The sequence below is a fragment of the Bacillus sp. TH50 genome, assembly GCF_016650565.1.
Taxonomy (GTDB): domain Bacteria; phylum Bacillota; class Bacilli; order Bacillales; family Bacillaceae_G; genus Bacillus_A; species Bacillus_A mycoides.
In genome coordinates this window covers 1,309,651-1,331,361 of the sequence record NZ_JAEKFM010000003.1, presented here as the reverse complement: position 1 = coordinate 1,331,361, position 21,711 = coordinate 1,309,651, and the positions used below count along the sequence as shown (strand labels likewise).

19 protein-coding genes are annotated in these 21,711 nt (G+C 36.7%); all 19 read left to right on the top strand.

Going from position 1 to position 21,711, the window contains the following annotated elements; translation table 11 throughout:
• Positions 1 to 87: 87 nt before the first annotated feature.
• Entirely contained in the window at positions 88 to 1,620 is a 1,533-nt protein-coding gene (locus JFU23_RS06840) for an ABC transporter ATP-binding protein (protein WP_201031668.1), read from the top strand.
• Entirely contained in the window at positions 1,613 to 2,671 is a 1,059-nt protein-coding gene (locus tag JFU23_RS06835; RefSeq protein ID WP_002088061.1) for an ABC transporter permease, read from the top strand. The genes JFU23_RS06840 and JFU23_RS06835 overlap by 8 nt, the downstream gene beginning before the upstream one ends.
• Positions 2,672 to 3,631, top strand: coding sequence for an ABC transporter permease (locus JFU23_RS06830; protein ID WP_000008059.1), 960 nt, complete (start codon positions 2,672 to 2,674; stop codon positions 3,629 to 3,631). It begins immediately after the preceding gene.
• A 210-nt stretch (positions 3,632 to 3,841) separates the two neighbouring features.
• Complete coding sequence (gene yfmF / locus JFU23_RS06825; protein ID WP_002190489.1) at positions 3,842 to 5,116, top strand: EF-P 5-aminopentanol modification-associated protein YfmF; 1,275 nt, start codon at positions 3,842 to 3,844, stop codon at positions 5,114 to 5,116.
• The gene (yfmH, locus tag JFU23_RS06820) at positions 5,117 to 6,403 is read left to right on the top strand and encodes an EF-P 5-aminopentanol modification-associated protein YfmH (protein ID WP_002190488.1); all 1,287 of its coding nucleotides are present in this window, start codon (positions 5,117 to 5,119) and stop codon (positions 6,401 to 6,403) included.
• 117 nt (positions 6,404 to 6,520) lie between these two features.
• Complete coding sequence (gene ymfI, locus JFU23_RS06815) at positions 6,521 to 7,234, top strand: elongation factor P 5-aminopentanone reductase (protein ID WP_063219183.1); 714 nt, start codon at positions 6,521 to 6,523, stop codon at positions 7,232 to 7,234.
• A gap of 76 nt (positions 7,235 to 7,310) precedes the next feature.
• Entirely contained in the window at positions 7,311 to 7,559 is a 249-nt protein-coding gene (locus JFU23_RS06810; RefSeq protein ID WP_000114449.1) for a DUF3243 domain-containing protein, read from the top strand.
• Positions 7,560 to 7,698: 139 nt separating this feature from the next.
• Positions 7,699 to 8,484, top strand: a complete 786-nt coding sequence (locus tag JFU23_RS06805) for a DUF3388 domain-containing protein (protein WP_000574107.1) — start codon at positions 7,699 to 7,701, stop codon at positions 8,482 to 8,484.
• A 21-nt stretch (positions 8,485 to 8,505) separates the two neighbouring features.
• On the top strand, positions 8,506 to 9,417 hold the full coding sequence (locus tag JFU23_RS06800; protein WP_002142844.1) for a helix-turn-helix domain-containing protein: 912 nt from the start codon (positions 8,506 to 8,508) through the stop codon (positions 9,415 to 9,417).
• 63 nt (positions 9,418 to 9,480) lie between these two features.
• Positions 9,481 to 10,059: a CDP-diacylglycerol--glycerol-3-phosphate 3-phosphatidyltransferase gene (gene pgsA / locus JFU23_RS06795; RefSeq protein ID WP_002014596.1), complete on the top strand. Its 579-nt coding sequence runs from the start codon at positions 9,481 to 9,483 to the stop codon at positions 10,057 to 10,059.
• 20 nt (positions 10,060 to 10,079) lie between these two features.
• Positions 10,080 to 11,318 (top strand): competence/damage-inducible protein A, encoded by a 1,239-nt coding sequence (locus JFU23_RS06790; protein WP_002014598.1) that lies wholly within the window; start codon positions 10,080 to 10,082, stop codon positions 11,316 to 11,318.
• A 142-nt stretch (positions 11,319 to 11,460) separates the two neighbouring features.
• Positions 11,461 to 12,492 carry a recombinase RecA gene (gene recA / locus JFU23_RS06785; RefSeq protein ID WP_002014599.1) on the top strand — a complete coding sequence of 344 codons (1,032 nt, stop codon included), beginning with the start codon at positions 11,461 to 11,463 and terminating at the stop codon, positions 12,490 to 12,492.
• A gap of 483 nt (positions 12,493 to 12,975) precedes the next feature.
• On the top strand, positions 12,976 to 14,541 hold the full coding sequence (gene rny / locus JFU23_RS06780) for a ribonuclease Y (protein ID WP_002014600.1): 1,566 nt from the start codon (positions 12,976 to 12,978) through the stop codon (positions 14,539 to 14,541).
• Between the two features lie 179 nt (positions 14,542 to 14,720).
• The gene (locus JFU23_RS06775; RefSeq protein WP_002014601.1) at positions 14,721 to 15,515 is read left to right on the top strand and encodes a TIGR00282 family metallophosphoesterase; all 795 of its coding nucleotides are present in this window, start codon (positions 14,721 to 14,723) and stop codon (positions 15,513 to 15,515) included.
• Positions 15,516 to 15,664: 149 nt separating this feature from the next.
• Complete coding sequence (spoVS, locus tag JFU23_RS06770) at positions 15,665 to 15,925, top strand: stage V sporulation protein SpoVS (protein ID WP_000404341.1); 261 nt, start codon at positions 15,665 to 15,667, stop codon at positions 15,923 to 15,925.
• A 59-nt stretch (positions 15,926 to 15,984) separates the two neighbouring features.
• Positions 15,985 to 16,908 (top strand): dipeptidase, encoded by a 924-nt coding sequence (locus JFU23_RS06765; RefSeq protein ID WP_061688551.1) that lies wholly within the window; start codon positions 15,985 to 15,987, stop codon positions 16,906 to 16,908.
• Positions 16,909 to 17,135: 227 nt separating this feature from the next.
• On the top strand, positions 17,136 to 18,893 hold the full coding sequence (locus JFU23_RS06760; protein ID WP_002014603.1) for a 2-oxoacid:acceptor oxidoreductase subunit alpha: 1,758 nt from the start codon (positions 17,136 to 17,138) through the stop codon (positions 18,891 to 18,893).
• Entirely contained in the window at positions 18,880 to 19,746 is an 867-nt protein-coding gene (locus JFU23_RS06755) for a 2-oxoacid:ferredoxin oxidoreductase subunit beta (protein WP_002088040.1), read from the top strand. The genes JFU23_RS06760 and JFU23_RS06755 overlap by 14 nt, the downstream gene beginning before the upstream one ends.
• A 432-nt stretch (positions 19,747 to 20,178) precedes the next feature.
• Positions 20,179 to 21,708 carry a tRNA (N6-isopentenyl adenosine(37)-C2)-methylthiotransferase MiaB gene (miaB, locus tag JFU23_RS06750; RefSeq protein ID WP_201031667.1) on the top strand — a complete coding sequence of 510 codons (1,530 nt, stop codon included), beginning with the start codon at positions 20,179 to 20,181 and terminating at the stop codon, positions 21,706 to 21,708.
• Positions 21,709 to 21,711: the final 3 nt, after the last annotated feature.

The following is a 21,711-nucleotide window of genomic DNA, read 5'->3' as shown; positions in this document are numbered from 1 at the left end:
TAGTTCTTAGAACTAACCTTTGCATATATAAAAATACTTTTAATAGAGTGTAATTAGGGAGTGTTCCCTGCTAGAAGGAGGAACAAAATGGAATACGTAATTGAGATGAACAATATTACAAAAGTATTCCCAGGCATTGTAGCGAATGATGATATTACGCTGCAAGTAAAACAGGGAGAGATACACGCTTTACTTGGAGAAAATGGTGCAGGGAAATCAACGTTGATGAATGTACTGTTCGGTTTGTATCAACCAGAACAGGGCGAAATTAAAATTAAAGGAAACCCTGTAAAAATTACAAATCCGAATATAGCAAATGACCTTGGAATTGGGATGGTCCATCAGCACTTTATGCTTGTTCATAATTTTACAGTTACAGAGAATATCATTCTTGGAAATGAGCCGAAGAGAAAAGGGAAAATAGCTGTTGAAGAGGCTGCAAAAGAAATTAAACAATTATCTGAACAGTACGGTTTAGCTGTTGATCCAAATGCAAAGATTGAAGATATTTCGGTTGGGATGCAGCAAAGGGTTGAAATATTAAAGACGCTTTATCGTGGTGCGGAGATTTTAATATTCGATGAACCGACTGCAGTGTTAACTCCTCAAGAAATTCATGAGTTGATTCAAATTATGAAAAAGCTTGTGCAAGAAGGAAAATCTATCATTCTTATTACACATAAATTAAAAGAAATTATGGAAGTTTGCGATCGTTGCACAATTATTCGTAAAGGTAAAGGAATTGGTACAGTTGACGTTGCGAAAATGGATGAACATAAACTTGCAGAATTAATGGTCGGACGTCAAGTGAATTTTAAAACAGAAAAAATAGGGGCCAAACCGAAAGAGGAGGTTCTGTCTGTTGCGAATCTTGTCGTTCATGATGCACGCCAATTACCTGCTGTAAAAGGCCTTGACTTAACTGTTCGTGCAGGAGAAATCGTTGGTATTGCAGGGATTGATGGAAATGGTCAAAGTGAATTAATAGAGGCGATTACTGGTTTACGAAAAGTTGAGTCAGGTTCTATTGCAATTAAAGGAAAAGAAATAACGAATTGGCCTGTTCGAAGAATTACAGAGGAAGGAATTGGTCATATTCCAGAAGACCGTCATAAACACGGGCTAGTTCTTGATTTTTCTGTTAAAGACAATATAGTTTTGCAAACATACTATAAAAATCCATTTTCAAAGAAGGGGATTTTAAACTTTAGCAAAATCACAGAGAAAGCAAAGGCGCTTATTGAACAGTTTGATGTACGTACGCCTAGCGAACAAACATTAGCGCGTGCTCTATCAGGTGGAAATCAGCAGAAAGCTATCATTGCACGTGAAGTAGATCGTAATCCAGATTTATTAATTGCAGCACAACCAACACGTGGTTTAGATGTAGGTGCGATTGAATTTATTCATAAAAAATTAATCGAGCAGAGAGATAATGGGAAAGCAGTATTACTTCTATCGCTAGAACTGGATGAAATTTTAAATGTAAGTGATCGAGTTGCTGTTATATATGAAGGTAAAATTGTAGCAATTGTCGATGCGAAAGAAACAAATGAACAACAGCTTGGTTTGTTGATGGCTGGCGGAACGGAGAAAGAGAAGGTGAATACAAATGGCTAAAAAATTTTTAACGGAGCGAACAATTAACATTTTAGTTCCTGTATTATCCGTTATTTTTGGTTTACTTGTTGGTGCCATTGTAATGTTAGTTAGTGGATATGATCCAATTGTTGGGTATGCAGCGCTTTGGGAAGGAATGGTTGGAAATCCGCAGGCTATCGGTGAGACGCTACGTACGATGATTCCACTCGTGTTAGCTGGTCTGTCTGTTGCATTTGCGTTTCGTACAGGTCTCTTTAACATTGGGGTAGAAGGACAATTATTAGTTGGATGGCTTGCCGCTGTCTGGTTTGGATATGCAGTATCGTTACCAGCATTTTTGCATATTCCGTTATCTATTTTAGTAGCCGCGATTGCCGGTGGTTTATGGGGATTTATACCTGGTTATTTAAAAGGAAAGCTTAAAGTAAATGAAGTAATTGTCACAATTATGATGAACTACATTGCACTTTATGTTACGTATGATCTTATTAAACGTTTTATACATGAAGGTAATGAGAAATCTTATGATGTACAAGCGAGTGCTTCATTAGCTTCTGATTGGCTATCTTCATTGACAGATGGATCTCGTTTGCACTGGGGAATTGTTGTAGCTATTTTAATTGCTATTGTAATGTGGTTCGTATTAGATAGAACTACGTTAGGATATGAGTTGAAATCGGTTGGTTTTAACCAAAATGCATCGCAATATGCAGGGATGAAAGTCTCTCGTAATGTTGTATTATCAATGACAATTGCTGGCGCTTTTGCTGGAATTGGTGGGGCAATGGAAGGTCTAGGAACATTCCAAAGTATGACGGCAATGACATCGTTTACTGGTATTGGATTCGATGGGATTGCGGTAGCTCTTCTTGGAGGAAATAATCCGTTTGGTATATTATTATCGGCTTTACTGTTCGGTGGTTTGAAAAGTGCAGCCCCGCAAATGAATTTTGAAGCAGATGTACCTTCTGAGTTAATTAATGTTATTATCGCATGTATTATTTTCTTTGTTGCTTGCAGTTATGTTTTACGCTGGGCACTTACACGCATGAGCAAGGAGGGGAAATAAATGAGCTTTATAGATATTTTAGCCATTCTTGTGACTGGTACTTTATATACGGCAGCGCCACTTATTTTTACGGCGTTAGGTGGAGTGTTCAGTGAACGTTCTGGGGTTGTAAATATAGCCTTAGAAGGTTTAATGTTATTTGGTGCATTTACTGGTATCGTTACAACGTTATTAATGGGTGATACGTGGGGAGCAATGACTCCTTGGATTGCACTATTATTTGCAGCTATTGGTAGTGGGTTATTTGCACTTCTTCACGCAGTAGCGTCCATTACATTCCGCGCGGATCAAGTAGTAAGTGGGGTAGCGATTAACTTTTTGGCTCTCGGTTTAACAGTATTTGCGATTAAGAAAATCTTTGGTAAAGGACAGACTGATTTTATTCAATACCGTATTGAAAAAATCGATGTCCCAGGTCTATCAGATATTCCAGTTATCGGAAAAATATTTTTCTCAAACGTACCGTTAACATCGTATATTGCCATTATTTTAGCATTTGTTGTTTGGTACATTATTTATAAAACACCGTTCGGTCTTCGTCTACGTGCTGTTGGTGAACATCCAATGGCAGCAGATACGATGGGGATTAATGTATATAAAATGCGTTATATTGCAGTTTGTATATCTGGAATGTTTGCAGGAGTGGGTGGTGCGGTCTTCGCAATGTCGATTTCTGGTAACTTCTCAGGTGCTACAATTACTGGACAAGGTTTCTTAGCACTAGCAGCTATGATCTTTGGTAAATGGAATCCACTTGGTGCTCTTGGAGCCGCACTGTTCTTCGGATTTGCGCAATCACTTGGGATAACAGGTGGTACAATTCCTGTATTGAAAGAAATTCCAAGTGTATTCTTAACGATATTACCGTATGTATTTACAATATTAGCACTTGTTGGTTTTGTAGGCCGATCTGAAGCTCCGAAAGCATTAGGAACGCCTTATGAAAAAGGAAAACGATGAGTATTTAGAAAGTATAAAAAAAGCTCGCACATTAGTGCGGGCTTTTTTACATAGAATATATTTAATACGGAATTTTACTATGTTCCTTACATATTAAAGTTTTTAGAAAGACTCAAATGTAAGCATAATAAGGAAGAAAAGTTGATTTTTTATTCCTAAAAACTGTATATTGAAGAGGAATATTCCTACATACGTAAAGGAGGGCTATTAATGAAACTAATGGAACAGCAACTGCATGAATTAGGTGGCTTGCGAGTACATATTATTCCGACTGATAAATTTAAAACAAATACCTTTGTATTTCGTTTTAAAGCACCTTTAAATGAGGAGACGGTGACAGAGCGTGCCCTATTGCCGTACGTATTGCAAAGTGCGACAGAAAAACTGCCTTCTGTAATTCGTCTTCGTCAATATTTAGAAGAATTATATGGATCTTCTTTAGCGGTAGATGTAAGTAAAAAAGGGGAAGACCATATCATCTCTATTTATGTAGACATTGCAAATGAAACATATTTACGCGATGCACCACCGTTATTTGAAAAAGCGCTTTCTATGTTATCTGATATTGTTTTACATCCAGCAACAGAAGGGGACGGTTTTCTATCTTCTATTGTAGAAAGTGAGAAACGAGCACTCTTGCAACGAATTGAAGCTACTTATGATGATAAAATGCGTTATGCAAATGAGCGTTTAATTGCAGAAATGTGCAAAGTAGAACCATATCGCTTAAGTGCAAATGGAAAAAAAGAAAGTGTTGCTTCTATTACAAATGAAAGTTTGTATCAATATTATCAAAAAGTGTTAGCTGAAGATGAAATGGATTTATATATCATTGGTGATATTTCAGAAGATGCTGTGGGGCTTGTAAATAAGTATTTTTCGATTTCACCTCGCGCTATGAAAGAGAGAAATGTACTTCTTCATAAACGAAATAATGAAGAAAAAGAAATTGTTGAAAAACAAGAACTAAAGCAAAGTAAATTAAATATCGGCTATCGCACATTCATTACGTATAAAGATGAAGATTATTTTGCATTACAATTGTTTAACGGATTATTTGGAGGGTTTTCTCATTCGAAGTTATTCGTAAATGTCCGTGAAAAAAATAGTTTAGCGTACTATGCAGCATCGAGATTTGAAAGTCATAAAGGTTTGCTCTTCGTTATGTCTGGAATTGAAGCGAAGAACTTTGAAAAAGCTGTTGAAATTATTAAAGAACAGATGAAAGCAATGCAAAGCGGTGATTTTTCAGAGGAAGAGATTCAGCAAACGAAAAGTGTAATTCAAAATCAAATCTTAGAGGCAATTGATACACCACGTGGTTTTGTTGAAATGCTTTATCACGGGGTGATTTCAGAGCGTACGCGTCCAGTTGAAGAATGGCTAACGGGCATAGAAAGCGTGACGAAAGAAGAGATTGTGAAAGTTGCTAATAATATTGAACTAGATACAATTTACTTTTTACATGGAACGGAGGGAGAATAAATGGAGAAAATTGTGTATGAGCAATTAAAAGAGACGCTATATTATGAAAAACTTCCGAATGGATTAGACGTATATATCTTACCGAAACAAGGCTTCAATAAAACATTTGCAACATTTACGACGAAGTACGGTTCTGTTGATAATACATTTGTACCGCTTGGAAAAGAAGACATGACTCGTGTACCAGATGGAATTGCTCATTTCCTTGAGCATAAATTGTTTGAAAAAGAGGACCATGACGCGTTTCAATTGTTTAGTAAACAAGGTGCTTCAGCGAACGCTTTTACATCTTTTACAAGAACCGCTTATCTCTTTTCCTGTACATCAAATGTAGAGAGAAATTTAAATACACTGTTAGACTTTGTACAAGAACCGTATTTCTCTGAAAAAACGGTTGAAAAAGAAAAAGGTATTATCGGTCAAGAAATTCAAATGTACCAAGATAACCCAGACTGGCGTTTATACTTTGGATTAATCGATAGTTTGTTTGTAAAACATCCAATTAAAATTGATATTGCAGGGACGATTGAGTCTATTAGTAAGATTACAAAAGACCTACTGTATGAATGTTATGAGACTTTTTACCATCCGAGCAACATGTTATTATTTGTTGTTGGAGCGATTGATCCTGAAAAAACAATGGATTTAGTTCGTGAAAATCAAGCGAAAAAAGATTACGAAAATCAACCAGAAATCGTTCGCTCTTTTGAAGAGGAACCAGAAGAAGTAAATGAAAAGAAAAAGATTATTTCAATGCCTGTTCAAACTCCAAAATGTTTAGTTGGTATTAAGGCAACGAATTTAAAAGAAAAAGGGCAAGCTCTGTTAAAACAAGAAATTGCGCTTACATTACTTTTAGATTATTTATTTGGAAAAGGGTCAGTTCATTACGAATCTTTATATAATGAAGGTCTTATTGATGATTCGTTCTCGTATGATTATACAGAAGAAAATAACTTCGGTTTTGCAATGGTTGGTGGAGATACGAAGCACCCTGATGAATTGGCAGAGCGATTAAAAGGTATTTTACTACAAACGAATTATGATCAGTTAGATGAGACTGCGCTGGAACGGGTGAAGAAAAAGAAAATTGGTGGATTTTTACGATCGTTGAATTCACCTGAATATATTGCAAATCAGTTTACACGATATGCGTTTAATGAATCTAGTTTATTTGATGCTCTTACAGTGTTAGAAGGATTAACTGTTCAAGACCTACAACAAGCAGCAAAAACATTATTAGTTGAAGAGAAAATGAGTGTCTGCCAAGTGTTACCAAAAAAATGAAGTAATATGTGAATAAAAAACGCAGTATCTATATCCCTCATCTAACGTTTGGTTATTGCCAAATGGTAAGATGAGGGTATTATTTATTTATACATAAAAAGATAAGAGAGGGAATTTATGAAAAAGTATGCATTAGTAACTGGAGGAAGCGGAGGGATTGGCTCTGCTATTTCGAAGCAGTTAATCGAGGATGGTTATACAGTCTATATTCATTACAATAAAAACGAAGAGAAGATAAGGGGGTTACAAAAGGAGTTTGATGCAGTGATTCCTGTGCAAGCAAATTTAGCTTCTATCGATGGAGCAGAGAAATTGTGGGGACAAATCGAACATCCTATTGATGTTATTGTATACGCAGCTGGAAAGAGTATATTTGGATTAGTAACGGATGTTACGAATGAAGAATTAGATTATATGGTGGAGCTTCAAGTGAAGAGTGTATATAGACTTTTATCGATGGCGCTTCCACCGATGATCGGGCGGAGAAGTGGTAATGTTGTTGTTATTTCATCCATTTGGGGGCAAATAGGAGCGTCTTGTGAGGTGCTGTACTCAATGGTGAAAGGTGCACAAAATTCATATGTGAAGGCTTTAGCGAAAGAAGTTTCTCTAAGTGGATTGCGCGTTAATGCGGTAGCGCCAGGTGCGATCGAAACAGAAATGTTAAATGTATTTTCAGAAGATGATAAAAATGAAATTGCTGAAGATATTCCATTAGGTAGAATAGGACTACCCGAAGAGGTAGCAAAAACAGTCTCCTTCCTCGTTTCGCCAGGAGCTTCTTATATTACGGGGCAAATTATCGGAGTGAATGGCGGTTGGCATTGCTAAAAAATTCTTACATAAAAAACAAGAAATTGTACAAATTAAGCATGATTCTATTACTAAAATAGTGAGGTGCTTAAACATGTCAGTGTTAGATAATTTTGATCAGTGGAAGAGCTTTTTAGGAGAACGTTTAGAACAAGCGGGGGGGAAAGGGCTTGATGGTGGTGCCGTATCAGATATGGCATTTCGTGTTGGTGATTATTTAGCAAATGAAGTAGAAGCGCGCAACGATCAAGAAAAATTATTGTCTGAGCTTTGGAAAGTTGCTGATGAACAAGAGCAACATACAATTGCAAATTTAATGGTGAAGTTTGTACAACATAAGTAAAAGTAGAGAGGAGCTTCTCCTCTCTACTTTTTTTGTATAGTAATTAGGAGGAATAGATTATACATTTAGCTTCCCTATTAAGGTGAAATCATATAATATAGTACGTAGGTGTAAAGTAAGCGTAGGGGAGTGATCTTGGATGATTGAATGGTATTTTGAATATGAAATACATAAAAACCGACCTGGCTTACTTGGTGACGTTTCTTCGTTAATCGGTATGCTTGGCATCAATATTGTCACAATTAATGGTGTAGATAATGCACGACGTGGACTTTTGCTTATGTGTGATAATCAAGAACAAATCTCTAGACTTGAATCAATTTTAAATACGATGGATAATATAACGGTAACGAAATATCGTCCGCCAAAGCTTAGAGATAAGCTAGCAGTTAGACATGGTAGGTACATACAACGAGATGCAGATGATAAGAAAACATTTCGATTTGTGCGTGATGAATTAGGATTGCTTGTAGACTTTATGGCGGAGATAATGAAAAAAGAAGGTCATAAATTAATTGGGATACGAGGAATGCCTCGTGTCGGAAAAACAGAATCTATTGTTGCCGCAAGTGTTTGTGCAAATAAGAGATGGTTATTCGTATCATCTACTCTCATTAAGCAAACTGTTCGTAGCCAATTGATTGAAGATGAGTATAGCGACGATAATATTTTCATACTAGATGGAATTGTGTCGACAAAGCGTGCAAATGAAAGACACTGGCAGCTCGTTCGTGAAATCATGAGATTGCCTGCAACGAAAGTTGTGGAACATCCGGATGTGTTTGTGAGTCAGTCAGAATACACATTGGATGATTTTGATTATATTATCGAATTGCGTAACGATTATGATGAAGAAATTCAATATAATTTAGTAGATGAAATTGAGCAAGGTACGCAAAACAATTTCTCTATGTTCGACTTTTAAAGAAATATTGAGGTGTTAGTAGTGACGGAATTAGGACAAAAGCTGACAGAAGCAAGAGAAGCGAAAGGCTTATCTATTGATCAGCTGCATGAGATTACAAAAATTCAAAAACGCCATTTAGTAGCGATTGAAGAAGGCAATTATGATGTGTTGCCAGGAGCTTTTTATGCGCGTGCATTCATTAAACAATATGCAGATGCTGTTGGATTAAATGGAGAGGAACTGCTTGTGGAATATCAGAGTACGATACCACAGTCTGAAAAACGTGAAGTTCCACAAGTATCAACTGGACAAAAAACACAAGAAACAATGCAAAAATCTTCATCATGGCCAATTGCGGATCATATGCCCAAAATTTTGATTGCGTTGTTAGTAATCGCATTTGGAGTGGTAGTCTGGTTTGTTATTCAAGCGTTAACTGGAAAAGATGATAGGCAAGTTCAAAATGCTCAAAGTGAGAAAATTGAGGTTCAAAAAGCAAAAAATTCTCCGTTAGATACGAAGAAAGATGAAGCGAAAGCGGAAGAACCAAAAAAAGAAGAACCAAAGAAAGAAGAACCAAAGAAAGAAGAGCAACCAGCGCAACCAACTGGACAACAAGAAGTGAAGGTAGTTGGAACGAGTGGTAAGGTATCTACTTTGGAAATTCATAATAATAAAACATTAGAACTGGAAATTTCAGCGAAGGGTGCAAGCTATGTAGATGTTAAAGATGATGCGGGTAACGAAATTCTAAACACTACAGTACAAAGTGGTCAAACAGAAAAACGTGATTTATCAACAGTAAAAGAAGTGCGGCTTAATATTGGAAGTGCACCGAATGTTGAAATTAAACTGAATGGCCAAGTGGTTACTTTCCCATTAGATCCAGCAAAAGAATATCACCAAAGATTGGTGATAAAAAACCAAGGGATAGGGCAAGCTGCGCAATAACAGTCATCGCTTCGATGACTTTTTTCAATGAACAAATGTTTTTGACATAATGGAGGAATAGCTGTGAATTTACCAAATAAAATTACAATATCTAGAATCTTCTTAATTCCAATTTTTATGGTAATTATGTTAGCGCCCTTTGAGTGGGGCTCATTTATAATTGGTGATGTAGAGTTACCAATTCAACATTTAGTAGGGGCACTTATCTTTATTATTGCTTCGGCTACAGATTGGATTGATGGACATTATGCAAGAAAGTATAATCTTGTAACGAATTTAGGGAAATTCCTTGACCCGTTAGCAGATAAATTACTTGTTTCGGCAGCACTTATCACATTGGTAGAAATGCAATATGTACCTGCTTGGATCGTTATTGTAATTATAAGCCGTGAGTTTGCAGTAACAGGTTTACGCCTTGTACTTGCTGGGACAGGGGAAGTAGTTGCAGCAAATCAGCTAGGGAAAATTAAGACATGGACACAAATTATTGCGATTGCAGCATACTTATTACATGATGTACCGTTAAATCTACTTCATATTCCAGTTGCAGATATTTTCATATGGATTGCATTATTCTTTACCGTTATTTCAGGATGGGATTATTTCTGGAAAAATAAAGATGCTTTTGTAAACTCAAAATAGAAGTTTATGGGGGAATTGGGATGAATGCTGAAATTATTGCGGTTGGAACGGAATTATTACTTGGACAAATTGCAAATACAAATGCCCAGTTTTTATCTGAAAAGTTAGCTTCAATCGGAATTAACGTGTACTACCATACTGTTGTTGGGGATAATAACAAGCGATTACAGAAGGCAATTGAATTGGCTGAAGAACGAGCTGATATGCTCATTTTTACAGGTGGATTAGGACCGACAAAAGATGATTTAACGAAAGAAACAATAGCGTCTAGTTTAGATGAAGAGCTTGTGTATGATGAAAAGGCATTAACATCGATAAGCGATTATTTTAAGCGTACAGGCCGTGAATTTACGGAGAATAATAAAAAGCAGGCGCTCGTTTTAAATGGATCGACTGTATTTGCGAATGATCACGGTATGGCGCCTGGTATGGGATTAAATACGAACGGAAAAGTTTATATTTTATTACCAGGACCACCAAAAGAAATGAAGCCGATGTATATAAGTTACGTAGAGCCTTTTTTATGTAAGTTTACAACGGGGGAAAATATTTATTCTCGTGTTCTTCGTTTTTTTGGTATTGGGGAATCTCAATTAGAGGTGAAAGTTCAAGATTTAATTGATGGACAAACGAACCCAACCATTGCACCACTTGCAAATGATGGAGAAGTGACATTACGTTTAACTGCCAAACATCATGATGCTGATGAGGCGGAGAAACTGATTCAGCATGTGGAAGATTTGATTTTAGAAAGAGTAGGAGAATTTTTCTACGGATATGACCAAGATTTCCTTCATTACAAGGCAATAAGGCTATTGAAGGAAAAAGGGTTAACTTTAGCGTGTGCAGAAAGTTTAACAGGTGGTCTTTTTGGAAATCAAGTAACAGAAAATGCTGGTGTTTCATCTGTATTTAAAGGCGGTGTCATTTGTTATCAAAATGATGTGAAGCAACAAATTTTACATGTACCTGAAGAAGTGTTACGTACTGATGGCGCGGTTAGTAAACAGTGTGCTCGCTATCTTGCTGAAAATGTAAAGGAACTGTTAAAAGCAGATATCGGAATTAGTTTCACTGGGGTGGCAGGACCGGATGCTTCAGAGCATAAAGAACCAGGAACAGTATTTATTGGATTGGTGATTAAAGATGAACCAGCTGTAGTCTTCTCGCTTAATTTAAGTGGAAGTCGTCAACAAATTAGAGAACGCTCTACAAAATATGGATTTTATCATTTATTTAAAAAGCTAGAAGAGATATAAATTTCTTCTAGTTTTTTTTGTTGGAAAACCTAGTTTTATTCGATATAAAATAAAAAAACGAATAAATGTTCGATTTTTGTTGGCAAATTGAATTGAAAATAGGTATAATAAGATTAGCAATTTAGTTAAGGAGGAATTTTGAATGAGCGATCGTCAAGCGGCATTAGATATGGCGTTAAAACAAATAGAGAAGCAATTCGGTAAAGGTTCAATTATGAAATTAGGAGAACAAGCGGAGCGTAGAATTTCTACAATTTCAAGTGGTTCTTTAGCACTTGATGTGGCACTAGGGGTAGGCGGATACCCACGTGGCCGTGTTATTGAAATTTATGGACCTGAAAGTTCAGGTAAAACAACAGTTTCATTACACGCAATCGCGGAAGTACAGCGTCAAGGTGGACAAGCAGCGTTCATTGATGCGGAGCATGCAATGGATCCTGTATATGCACAAAAATTAGGTGTTAACATAGATGAATTACTATTATCACAGCCTGATACAGGGGAGCAAGGACTAGAAATCGCAGAAGCACTTGTACGAAGTGGAGCGGTTGATATTATCGTAATTGACTCTGTGGCAGCTCTTGTACCGAAAGCTGAGATCGAAGGGGACATGGGTGACTCTCACGTTGGTTTACAAGCTCGTTTAATGTCACAAGCACTTCGTAAACTTTCAGGTGCAATCAACAAATCAAAAACAATCGCAATCTTTATCAACCAAATTCGTGAAAAAGTTGGGGTTATGTTCGGGAACCCAGAAACAACTCCAGGTGGTCGTGCGTTGAAATTCTATTCAACTGTCCGTCTTGAAGTACGTCGTGCTGAGCAGTTAAAGCAAGGTAACGATATTGTTGGTAATAAAACGAAAGTAAAAGTAGTTAAAAATAAAGTAGCACCGCCATTCCGTGTTGCTGAAGTTGATATTATGTACGGAGAAGGTATTTCAAGAGAAGGTGAAATCTTAGATATGGCTTCTGAACTTGATATCGTTCAAAAGAGCGGTGCTTGGTACTCTTATAATGAAGAACGCTTAGGACAAGGTCGTGAAAATTCGAAGCAATTCTTAAAAGAGAATACGGATTTAAGAGAAGAAATTGCCTTCTTTGTTCGTGAACATCACGGAATTGGTGAAAACTCTGGTGTTGAAGACACGGAAGATTCAACTCGTCAAGATTAAAAAATAAAAGACACGGTCCCGTGTCTTTTATTTTTTAATCCACTATGAAAGCGTTGTATATAGCTGGAGATAAAATATTTATTCTATCCAAAAGGCTATGTGTAAAGGGGAATATTCATATATTTTAAGTGAATGAATTGGGATTTTCTAAGGTTTTCCAGGATAATATGCCGTCTGTTTTTTTAATCCATATAAGATTCAGGGCTGAAGGTAAAGAAAGTAAAAGTAGACAACGCTTGACAATGAAAATTGCGATAGATACAATGAGAATGTATATTTTTTCTTATATACGATATACTCTTCTCAAGAAGAGAAGTAATATTCGGAGTAAGACTTAAATCTTGCCGAAATAATAATATGACATTTTAATTGTGAAATGAAGAAAGTCCCTTAAAAAAGCGGGACGACGGTCTTTGCTGTACGTTGTAATTCAATGTACATGCCGACAGTCTTTTTTCATTCATAGCAAGGGGAGGTGAAATCATGAGTAGTAGTACAGTTTGGATACTCATCTCCATTTTGCTTGCAACAGTCGGTGCAGTTGTTGGCTTTTTTGTTCGAAAGTCTATTGCTGAAGCGAAGATTAATGGTGCAGCTAATGAAGCAAAACGTATTCTAGACGAAGCGAATCGTGATGCTGAAGCACTTAAGAAAGAAGCGCTTTTAGAAGCAAAGGATGAAATTCATACACTTCGTACAGAAGCTGAATTAGAAATTCGTGACCGTAGAAGCGAATTACAAAAACAAGAAAATCGTTTAATGCAAAAAGAAGAGAACCTTGATCGTAAAGACGAAACGCTCGATAACCGCGAGCGACAGTTAGAAAAGAAAGAGGAATCTCTTGTAGCGAAACAACAACAGATTGAAGAGTTGGAAAGCAAAGTGGGAGAGTTAGTTCAAAAGCAACAAACAGAATTAGAGCGCATTTCCAATCTGACCCGCGAACAAGCGAAAGCAATTATTCTTGGTAAAGTGGAAAGTGAAGTTTCTCATGAAATTGCCGTTATGGTAAAAGAAAGTGAAGTTCGCGCGAAAGAAGAAGCGGATAAGAAGGCAAAAGAGATTTTATCTCTTGCAATGCAAAGATGTGCAGCTGATCATGTTGCTGAAACAACCGTTTCGGTTGTAAATCTTCCAAATGACGAAATGAAGGGACGTATTATCGGACGTGAAGGTCGTAACATTCGTACGTTAGAAACGTTAACAGGTATTGACCTTATTATCGATGATACACCAGAAGCTGTAATTCTATCAGGATTTGACCCGATTCGTCGTGAAACAGCTCGTATCGCTCTTGATAAACTAGTACAGGACGGACGTATTCACCCAGCGCGTATTGAAGAGATGGTCGAAAAATCAAGACGTGAAGTGGACGAGTATATTCGTGAAGTCGGAGAGCAAACAACGTTTGAAGTGGGTGTTCATGGCTTACATCCAGATTTAATTAAAATTTTAGGTCGTTTAAAATACCGTACAAGTTACGGACAAAACGTCTTAAAACACTCTATGGAAGTTGCATACTTAACTGGACTTATGGCAGCGGAGCTTGGTGAGGATGAAAAACTAGCAAGACGTGCTGGTCTATTACATGATATCGGAAAAGCAATCGATCATGAAGTAGAAGGTAGCCACGTTGAAATTGGTGTTGAACTCGCAACGAAATATAAAGAGCATCCTGTTGTAATAAACAGTATCGCATCTCACCATGGTGACACAGAACCAACTTCTATCATTGCAGTTCTAGTTGCTGCAGCAGATGCATTATCAGCTGCAAGACCGGGAGCTCGTAGTGAAACGCTTGAGAATTACATTCGTCGTCTTGAAAAGTTAGAAGAAATTTCAGAGTCTTATGAAGGCGTAGAAAAATCTTTCGCAATTCAAGCAGGACGTGAAGTTCGTATTCTGGTAAAACCAGATACAATTGATGATTTAGAAGCTCATCGTTTAGCTCGTGATATTCGAAAACGTATTGAAAATGAACTGGATTATCCAGGACATATTAAAGTAACTGTTATTCGTGAAACACGTGCAGTGGAATACGCAAAATAAAGTGGTGAAACACCACTTTATTTTTTTGTGTTGGAATTGGGTAAAATAAAGAAAATTATTTATGAGCAGTATGCAAGTGAAAGAAACTTATAATAGATAAATTGTAACGGTTGTAAGGAAATAGCTTTAAGGTTATAGTATGGTAATAAAAAATGTAGTACATAGAAAGGGTAAGACATATGAGAATATTATTTGTTGGGGATGTAGTAGGATCTCCTGGTAGAGACATGATTCAACAGTACGTACCGGCATTAAAGAAGAAATATACACCGACAGTAACAATTATTAATGGAGAAAATGCTGCGGGTGGACGTGGAATTACGGAAAAAATATATCGAAACTTTTTAGAGTGCGGGGCACAAGCGGTTACGCTTGGAAACCACGCTTGGGATAACCGTGAAGTATTTGAATTTATCGATGATGCAAAATATCTTGCAAGACCAGCTAACTTCCCAGAAGGAACGCCGGGAAAAGGGCTTATCTTTGTAAATTGTAATGGAACAGAAGTTGCAGTTATTAACTTACAAGGACGTACTTTCCTTCCTCCAATTGATTGTCCATTCCGTAAAGTGGATGAGTTAATCAGTATTGCAAAAAAACGTACAAACATTATCTTTGTTGATTTTCATGCTGAAACAACAAGTGAGAAGCAGGCGTTAGGTTGGTATGTAGACGGTCGTGCTACAGCGGTAGTAGGTACACATACACACGTTCCTACAGCTGATAATCGTATTTTACCAAGTGGAACAGCTTATATTACAGATGTTGGTATGACAGGCCCATATGATGGGATTTTAGGTATGGATCGCGAAGCGGTATTGAAGAAGTTTTTAACGAACTTACCAGTGCGTTTTGAAGTGACGAATGGTAGAACACAATTAAGTGCAGTGTTAATTGATGTGGATCCTAATACAGGGAAAGCAAAGAAAATTGAGCGCATTTTAATTAATGATGACCAGCCATTTTTTGACTGATTTTTAACAAAAAGTTAGAGAATTCGTTATATTTTAATTTTTTAGAAAAATTACAGAAATTTAGCAGGAATACGTGCCATTCCTCGTGAATATAAGTTAAAGTGAAATAATTGCTATTACTTTTTATAGAAACGAGGAGGAAACGCGGAATGGAAATATTAAAAGTTAAAGCAACGTCGGTCCCTAATTCTGTAGCTGGTGCACTTGCAGGTGTTATTCGCGAACGCGGAACAGCAGAAATTCAAGCTATTGGTGCAGGTGCATTAAACCAAGCGGTAAAGGCAGTAGCAATTGCAAGAGGATTTGTAGCGCCTAGCGGTTTGGACTTGATTTGTATCCCAGCGTTTACAGATATTATGATTGATGGTGAAGAGCGTACAGCGATAAAATTAATTGTAGAACCTCGTTAAGTTGAAACAACCTGTTTGCATGTATGCAAACAGGTTGTTTTTGTAATGGAGGAATGAAAATGAAAATTTTTGATGCACATTGCGATGTACTCTTTCAGTTATGGAGTGCAAAGGGAAAAAAAGACTTTCAAAACGATTCACAATTACATATTACATTTGAACAATTAATGAAAAGAAAAGGAAGTATACAATGCTTTGCTATATATATACCAGAAACAGTAGCGTATGAAAAGCGTTTTGAAGTTGCGCTGCAAATGATAGATATTTTTCATAATGAAATTCTATCGCTACCAGGAATGAAGTTTATTCAGACAAAAAACGATATTAACATGCTAAAACAGGACGAGATTGGAGCATTATTAACATTAGAAGGATGCGAAGCAATTGGAAAAGAAGCGATGAAATTACGTTTGTTTTATCGCTTAGGTGTACGTTCCTTTGGATTGACATGGAACTATGCCAATCTGTTAGCTGATGGAGCGCTAGAGGCACGTGGAGCAGGTTTAACTACATTTGGTAGACAAGTTGTACAAGAACTTAATACGTTACATTTATGGACCGATGTGTCTCACTTAAATGAAAGAAGCTTTTGGGATGTTATTGAAATTGCTAAAAACCCAATTGCATCTCATTCAAACTGTTATCAACTTTGTGGGCATCCACGCAATTTAACCGATGAACAAATAAGAGCCCTTATAAAGAAAAATAGCATTATTGGTATTACTTTCGTACCGCAGTTTTTAACGAATGAAAGACAAGCGAATATAGCAGATATATTAAGGCATGTGGAATATATTTGTTCATTAGGTGGAGAAAAAAATATAGGATTCGGTTCTGATTTTGATGGGATTTTAGAAACTGTTGTAGGTGTAGAAGTATATAGGGATTATGAAAATATAATGAATCAACTGTGTAAAAAGTATAATGAATCAACTGTAGAGCGATTTTTGTATAAAAATTTTGTTGACTGTATAACGTTCTAAAAATTATATTTTAATAATTCGGAAAAGTTAAAATAAATTCACTTGAATTTATTGATTTTTTTAAGACCTAATACTAGAATGGTAAACGAAATAGCATTATACTAAAGATTCAGGGAAAACAGAAGAGGCATAATTTGCGTCCATTGTAGTTTATTTGCATAAAAAATGCTAAACTAATACTGTAAAAAAATACACTACAATGAATGCAGCCAAAAGGGGTGTAGGAGATGATTAGTCAACTTTCATGGAAAGTTGGAGGCCAACAAGGTGAAGGAATTGAAAGTACAGGGGAAATCTTCTGTATTGCATTAAACCGATTAGGATATTACCTATACGGTTACCGCCACTTCTCATCACGTATTAAAGGCGGCCATACAAATAATAAAATTCGTGTAAGTACAACAGAAGTACGCGCGATCTCAGATGATTTAGATATTTTAATTGCTTTTGATCAAGAAACAATTGATTTTAACTTCCACGAACTACGTCCGGGCGGAATTGTAGTTGCGGATGCGAAATTTAATCCGACAATACCTGATAATACAGATGTAAATCTATATGTGATACCGTTTACAGATATCGCTTCAGAATTAGGCACATCTTTAATGAAAAATATGGTTGCTGTTGGGGCATCTAGTGCGGTATTAGGATTAGACGAAACAGCTTATTTAGAGGTTGTTGAAGAAATCTTTGGTCGTAAAGGAGAGCAAGTCGTTCAAAAGAATATGGAAGCAATTAAACGCGGCTCTCAATACATGAAAGAATTGCTTGGTGAGAAAGTAAACATGATGCAGCTTGAAAAAGCTGACGGTAAGAAACGCATGTTTATGATTGGAAACGACGCAATCGCATTTGGTGCGGTAACTGGTGGCGCTCGCTTTATGTCTGCATATCCAATCACACCTGCATCTGAAATTATGGAATATTTAATTAAAAAGTTACCGAAAGTCGGCGGAACAGTAATCCAAACTGAGGATGAAATCGCAGCTTGTACAATGGCGATCGGTGCAAACTACGCTGGTGTTCGTACATTAACAGCATCTGCTGGTCCTGGTCTTTCTTTAATGATGGAAGCAATTGGTTTAGCAGGTATTACTGAAACACCGCTAGTTATCATTGATACACAACGCGGTGGTCCAAGTACGGGCTTACCAACAAAACAAGAGCAGTCTGACTTAATGGCTATGATTTACGGAACACATGGTGAAATTCCAAAAATCGTAATGGCGCCAAGTACAGTTGAAGAAGCTTTCTATGATATTGTAGAAGCGTTTAACTTAGCAGAAGAATATCAAGTGCCTGTTATTTTCTTAACAGATTTACAGCTTTCTTTAGGAAAGCAAACAGTAGAACCACTTAAGTTAGATAAAGTGGAAATTCGCCGTGGTAAGCTTGATTTAGAAGTAGAATTACCAGAACGTGAAAATAAAGCATACTTCAAGCGTTATGAAGTAACAGAAGATGGAATTTCACCACGTGTTTTACCTGGTATGAAAAATGGTATTCACCATGTTACAGGTGTAGAACATGATGAAACGGGTAAACCATCTGAATCAGCGTTAAATCGTAAAGATCAAATGGACAAACGTTTCCGTAAAATGGCGAATTTACAGTTTAATACCCCTATTTACAAAAATGCTAAGCATGACGACGCAGACGTATTGTTAGTAGGCTTTAACTCAACTCGTGGTGCGATCGAAGAGGCAATGCAGCGTTTAGAACAAGAAGGAATGAAAGTAAACCATGCCCATGTACGTTTAATTCATCCGTTCCCAACAGCTGAAATCGATCCACTTGTGAAAAAAGCGAAGCGTGTTGTAGTAGTAGAAAACAATGCAACTGGTCAGCTTGCTAACATTATGAAAATGAATCTTGGCAATGGCGAGAAAATTTCTAGTCTTTTAAAATACGATGGAAATCCATTCTTGCCGAAAGAGATTTACAACGAATGTAAAAAAGGGGTTGTATTAAATGGCAACATTTAAGGACTTTCGTAACAGTGTAAAACCAAACTGGTGCCCAGGTTGCGGAGACTTCTCGGTGCAGGCTGCGATTCAGCGTGCGGCAGCTAACGTTGGTTTAAATCCAGATGAGCTAGCTGTTATTTCTGGTATCGGCTGTTCCGGTCGTATTTCAGGGTATATTAATTCATATGGTTTGCATAGTATTCACGGACGTGCTCTTCCAATTGCACAAGGTGTGAAAATGGCAAATCGTGATTTAACAGTTATTGCATCCGGTGGTGACGGTGATGGTTTTGCGATTGGTATGGGACATACAATCCATTCTATTCGTCGTAACATTGATATTACGTACATCGTAATGGATAACCAAATTTACGGATTAACAAAAGGTCAAACTTCACCACGTAGTGAAGCTGGATTTAAAACGAAAAGTACACCACAAGGTTCAATTGAACCATCACTAAATGTTATGGAAATGGCTTTAACAGCTGGTGCGACATTTGTGGCGCAAAGCTTTTCAAGTGATTTAAAAGAATTAACGCAAATTATTGAAGCTGGTATTAACCATAAAGGCTTTTCATTAATTAATGTATTTAGTCCATGTGTTACTTATAATAAAGTAAATACTTATGATTGGTTTAAAGAGAATTTAACGAAACTAAGTACAGTAGAAGGATATGATCCATCTAACCGCATGATGGCTATGCAAACATTAATGGAAAAGAACGGGTTAGTAACAGGTTTAATTTATCAAAACACAAAGCAGCCTTCTTACCAAGAGCTTGTAAAAGATTATAGTGAAAAACCTTTAGTGCAAGCTGATTTGAATATGGATCAGAAAATGTTTGATGAGCTTGTTGCTGAATTTATGTAATGATCGGAAAGAAGGTTGCCGCTTGGTAACCTTCTTTTTGAGTGAATAAAAATAATTAATAGATTTGTTTACTTAGAAAATTCAGAATGATAAAATAATATATAAATCGTTGTATAAAAATAGCATGTTCATTAACTGTGAAATGAAATATAGGATAAGAAGCCTTCTTCGTTAAAGTTGGCTAAAGGCTCTATACTATGATAATGTGTATAGGGATAAAGCAATATACTTTTGGGTAGGACAAGATGAAATAAAAAAAGGGAATGTCTATTTGTGTGGGGAAGACTTCATTCTTACGGATGATTAGATCGATTACTCAAGTTTCAAAGGGCAAGTTATCTCTCATGCTATCTAACATCATTGAGATGGGTCTAAGCGCATTAAAATGGACTACAGAGTGTGTGTATAGTTAAGGGTGAAAGGAGATTACCGATGAACGAGCAACAACGATTAGCAAGTCGACAAGCAAATTCCTCTACGAAAAAAGAAGAGAAAGATTATAGTAAATACTTTGAAAGTGTATACCAACCACCTTCCTTGAAATTGGCGAAAAAGCGTGGGAAAGAAGAAGTTAAAATTGAAAGAGATTTTGGCCTACCTAAAGAGTTTCGCGATTTTGGCGCAGGAAGAAAGTTTTACATTCGTACATATGGCTGTCAAATGAATGAGCATGATACAGAAGTAATGGCTGGGATTTTTACAACACTTGGATATGAGGCAACCTTTTCAACTGAAGAGGCAGATGTAATTTTATTAAATACTTGTGCAATTCGTGAAAATGCTGAAAATAAAGTGTTCGGTGAACTTGGTCATTTAAAATCATTAAAGCGAAGAAATCCGGATCTTATAATTGGTGTATGTGGTTGTATGTCTCAAGAGGAATCTGTTGTAAATAAAATTATGCAAAAAAATCAGCATGTAGATATGGTGTTTGGTACACACAATATTCATAGATTACCGTATATCTTAAAGGACGCAATGTTCTCAAAAGAGACGGTAGTTGAAGTTTGGTCAAAAGAAGGGGATGTAATTGAAAACCTTCCGAAAGTACGTCGTGGTGATATTAAAGCTTGGGTAAATATTATGTATGGTTGTGATAAGTTTTGTACATATTGTATTGTACCGTATACACGCGGAAAAGAGCGCAGCAGACGTCCAGAAGATATTATTAAAGAAATTCGCCATTTAGCTGCGAACGGTTATAGAGAAATTACGTTACTTGGACAAAACGTAAACGCATACGGTAAAGACTTTGAAGATATACAATATGGTCTTGGCGATTTAATGGATGAACTTCGTAAAATCGATATCGCGCGTATTCGTTTTACAACAAGCCATCCACGTGATTTTGACAATCATTTAATTGATGTTCTTGGAAAAGGTGGTAACCTAGTAGAACATATCCACTTACCGGTTCAATCTGGTAGTACAGATATGCTTAAAATTATGGCGCGTAAATATTCGCGAGAACACTATTTAGAGCTTGTACGAAAAATTAAAGAAACAATTCCGAATGCAGTGCTAACGACTGATATTATCGTTGGTTTCCCAAATGAAACGGATGAGCAGTTTGAAGAGACGATGTCGTTATATCGTGAAGTAGGATTTGATACGGCATTTACATTTATTTATTCTCCGCGTGAAGGTACACCAGCTGCAAAAATGCAAGATAATGTTCCGATGGAAGTGAAGAAAGAGCGATTACAACGCTTAAATACACTAGTGAATGAATATGCAATTAATAAGAATAAGCGTTATATAGGTCAAATTGTAGAAGTATTAGTTGAGGGAGAAAGTAAGAATAATCCTGAAGTACTTGCGGGATATACACGTACGAATAAACTTGTAAACTTTGTTGCTTCAAAATCTTTAATTGGTCAGCTTGTGAAAGTAAAAATAACGGAAGCAAAAACTTGGTCTCTTAACGGGGAATTGGTTAAGGAGCCGATTGAGGTGAAATAATAG

What these genes read in the sequence shown, in the direction of transcription:
- JFU23_RS06840 (WP_201031668.1), top strand. Translation starts at nt 88, where the DNA reads ATGGAATACGTAATTGAGATGAACAATATTACAAAAGTATTCCCAGGC.
- JFU23_RS06835 (WP_002088061.1), top strand. Translation starts at nt 1,613, where the DNA reads ATGGCTAAAAAATTTTTAACGGAGCGAACAATTAACATTTTAGTTCCT.
- JFU23_RS06830 (WP_000008059.1), top strand. Translation starts at nt 2,672, where the DNA reads ATGAGCTTTATAGATATTTTAGCCATTCTTGTGACTGGTACTTTATAT.
- yfmF (WP_002190489.1), top strand. Translation starts at nt 3,842, where the DNA reads ATGAAACTAATGGAACAGCAACTGCATGAATTAGGTGGCTTGCGAGTA.
- yfmH (WP_002190488.1), top strand. Translation starts at nt 5,117, where the DNA reads ATGGAGAAAATTGTGTATGAGCAATTAAAAGAGACGCTATATTATGAA.
- ymfI (WP_063219183.1), top strand. Translation starts at nt 6,521, where the DNA reads ATGAAAAAGTATGCATTAGTAACTGGAGGAAGCGGAGGGATTGGCTCT.
- JFU23_RS06810 (WP_000114449.1), top strand. Translation starts at nt 7,311, where the DNA reads ATGTCAGTGTTAGATAATTTTGATCAGTGGAAGAGCTTTTTAGGAGAA.
- JFU23_RS06805 (WP_000574107.1), top strand. Translation starts at nt 7,699, where the DNA reads ATGATTGAATGGTATTTTGAATATGAAATACATAAAAACCGACCTGGC.
- JFU23_RS06790 (WP_002014598.1), top strand. Translation starts at nt 10,080, where the DNA reads ATGAATGCTGAAATTATTGCGGTTGGAACGGAATTATTACTTGGACAA.
- recA (WP_002014599.1), top strand. Translation starts at nt 11,461, where the DNA reads ATGAGCGATCGTCAAGCGGCATTAGATATGGCGTTAAAACAAATAGAG.
- rny (WP_002014600.1), top strand. Translation starts at nt 12,976, where the DNA reads ATGAGTAGTAGTACAGTTTGGATACTCATCTCCATTTTGCTTGCAACA.
- JFU23_RS06775 (WP_002014601.1), top strand. Translation starts at nt 14,721, where the DNA reads ATGAGAATATTATTTGTTGGGGATGTAGTAGGATCTCCTGGTAGAGAC.
- spoVS (WP_000404341.1), top strand. Translation starts at nt 15,665, where the DNA reads ATGGAAATATTAAAAGTTAAAGCAACGTCGGTCCCTAATTCTGTAGCT.
- JFU23_RS06765 (WP_061688551.1), top strand. Translation starts at nt 15,985, where the DNA reads ATGAAAATTTTTGATGCACATTGCGATGTACTCTTTCAGTTATGGAGT.
- JFU23_RS06760 (WP_002014603.1), top strand. Translation starts at nt 17,136, where the DNA reads ATGATTAGTCAACTTTCATGGAAAGTTGGAGGCCAACAAGGTGAAGGA.
- JFU23_RS06755 (WP_002088040.1), top strand. Translation starts at nt 18,880, where the DNA reads ATGGCAACATTTAAGGACTTTCGTAACAGTGTAAAACCAAACTGGTGC.
- miaB (WP_201031667.1), top strand. Translation starts at nt 20,179, where the DNA reads ATGAACGAGCAACAACGATTAGCAAGTCGACAAGCAAATTCCTCTACG.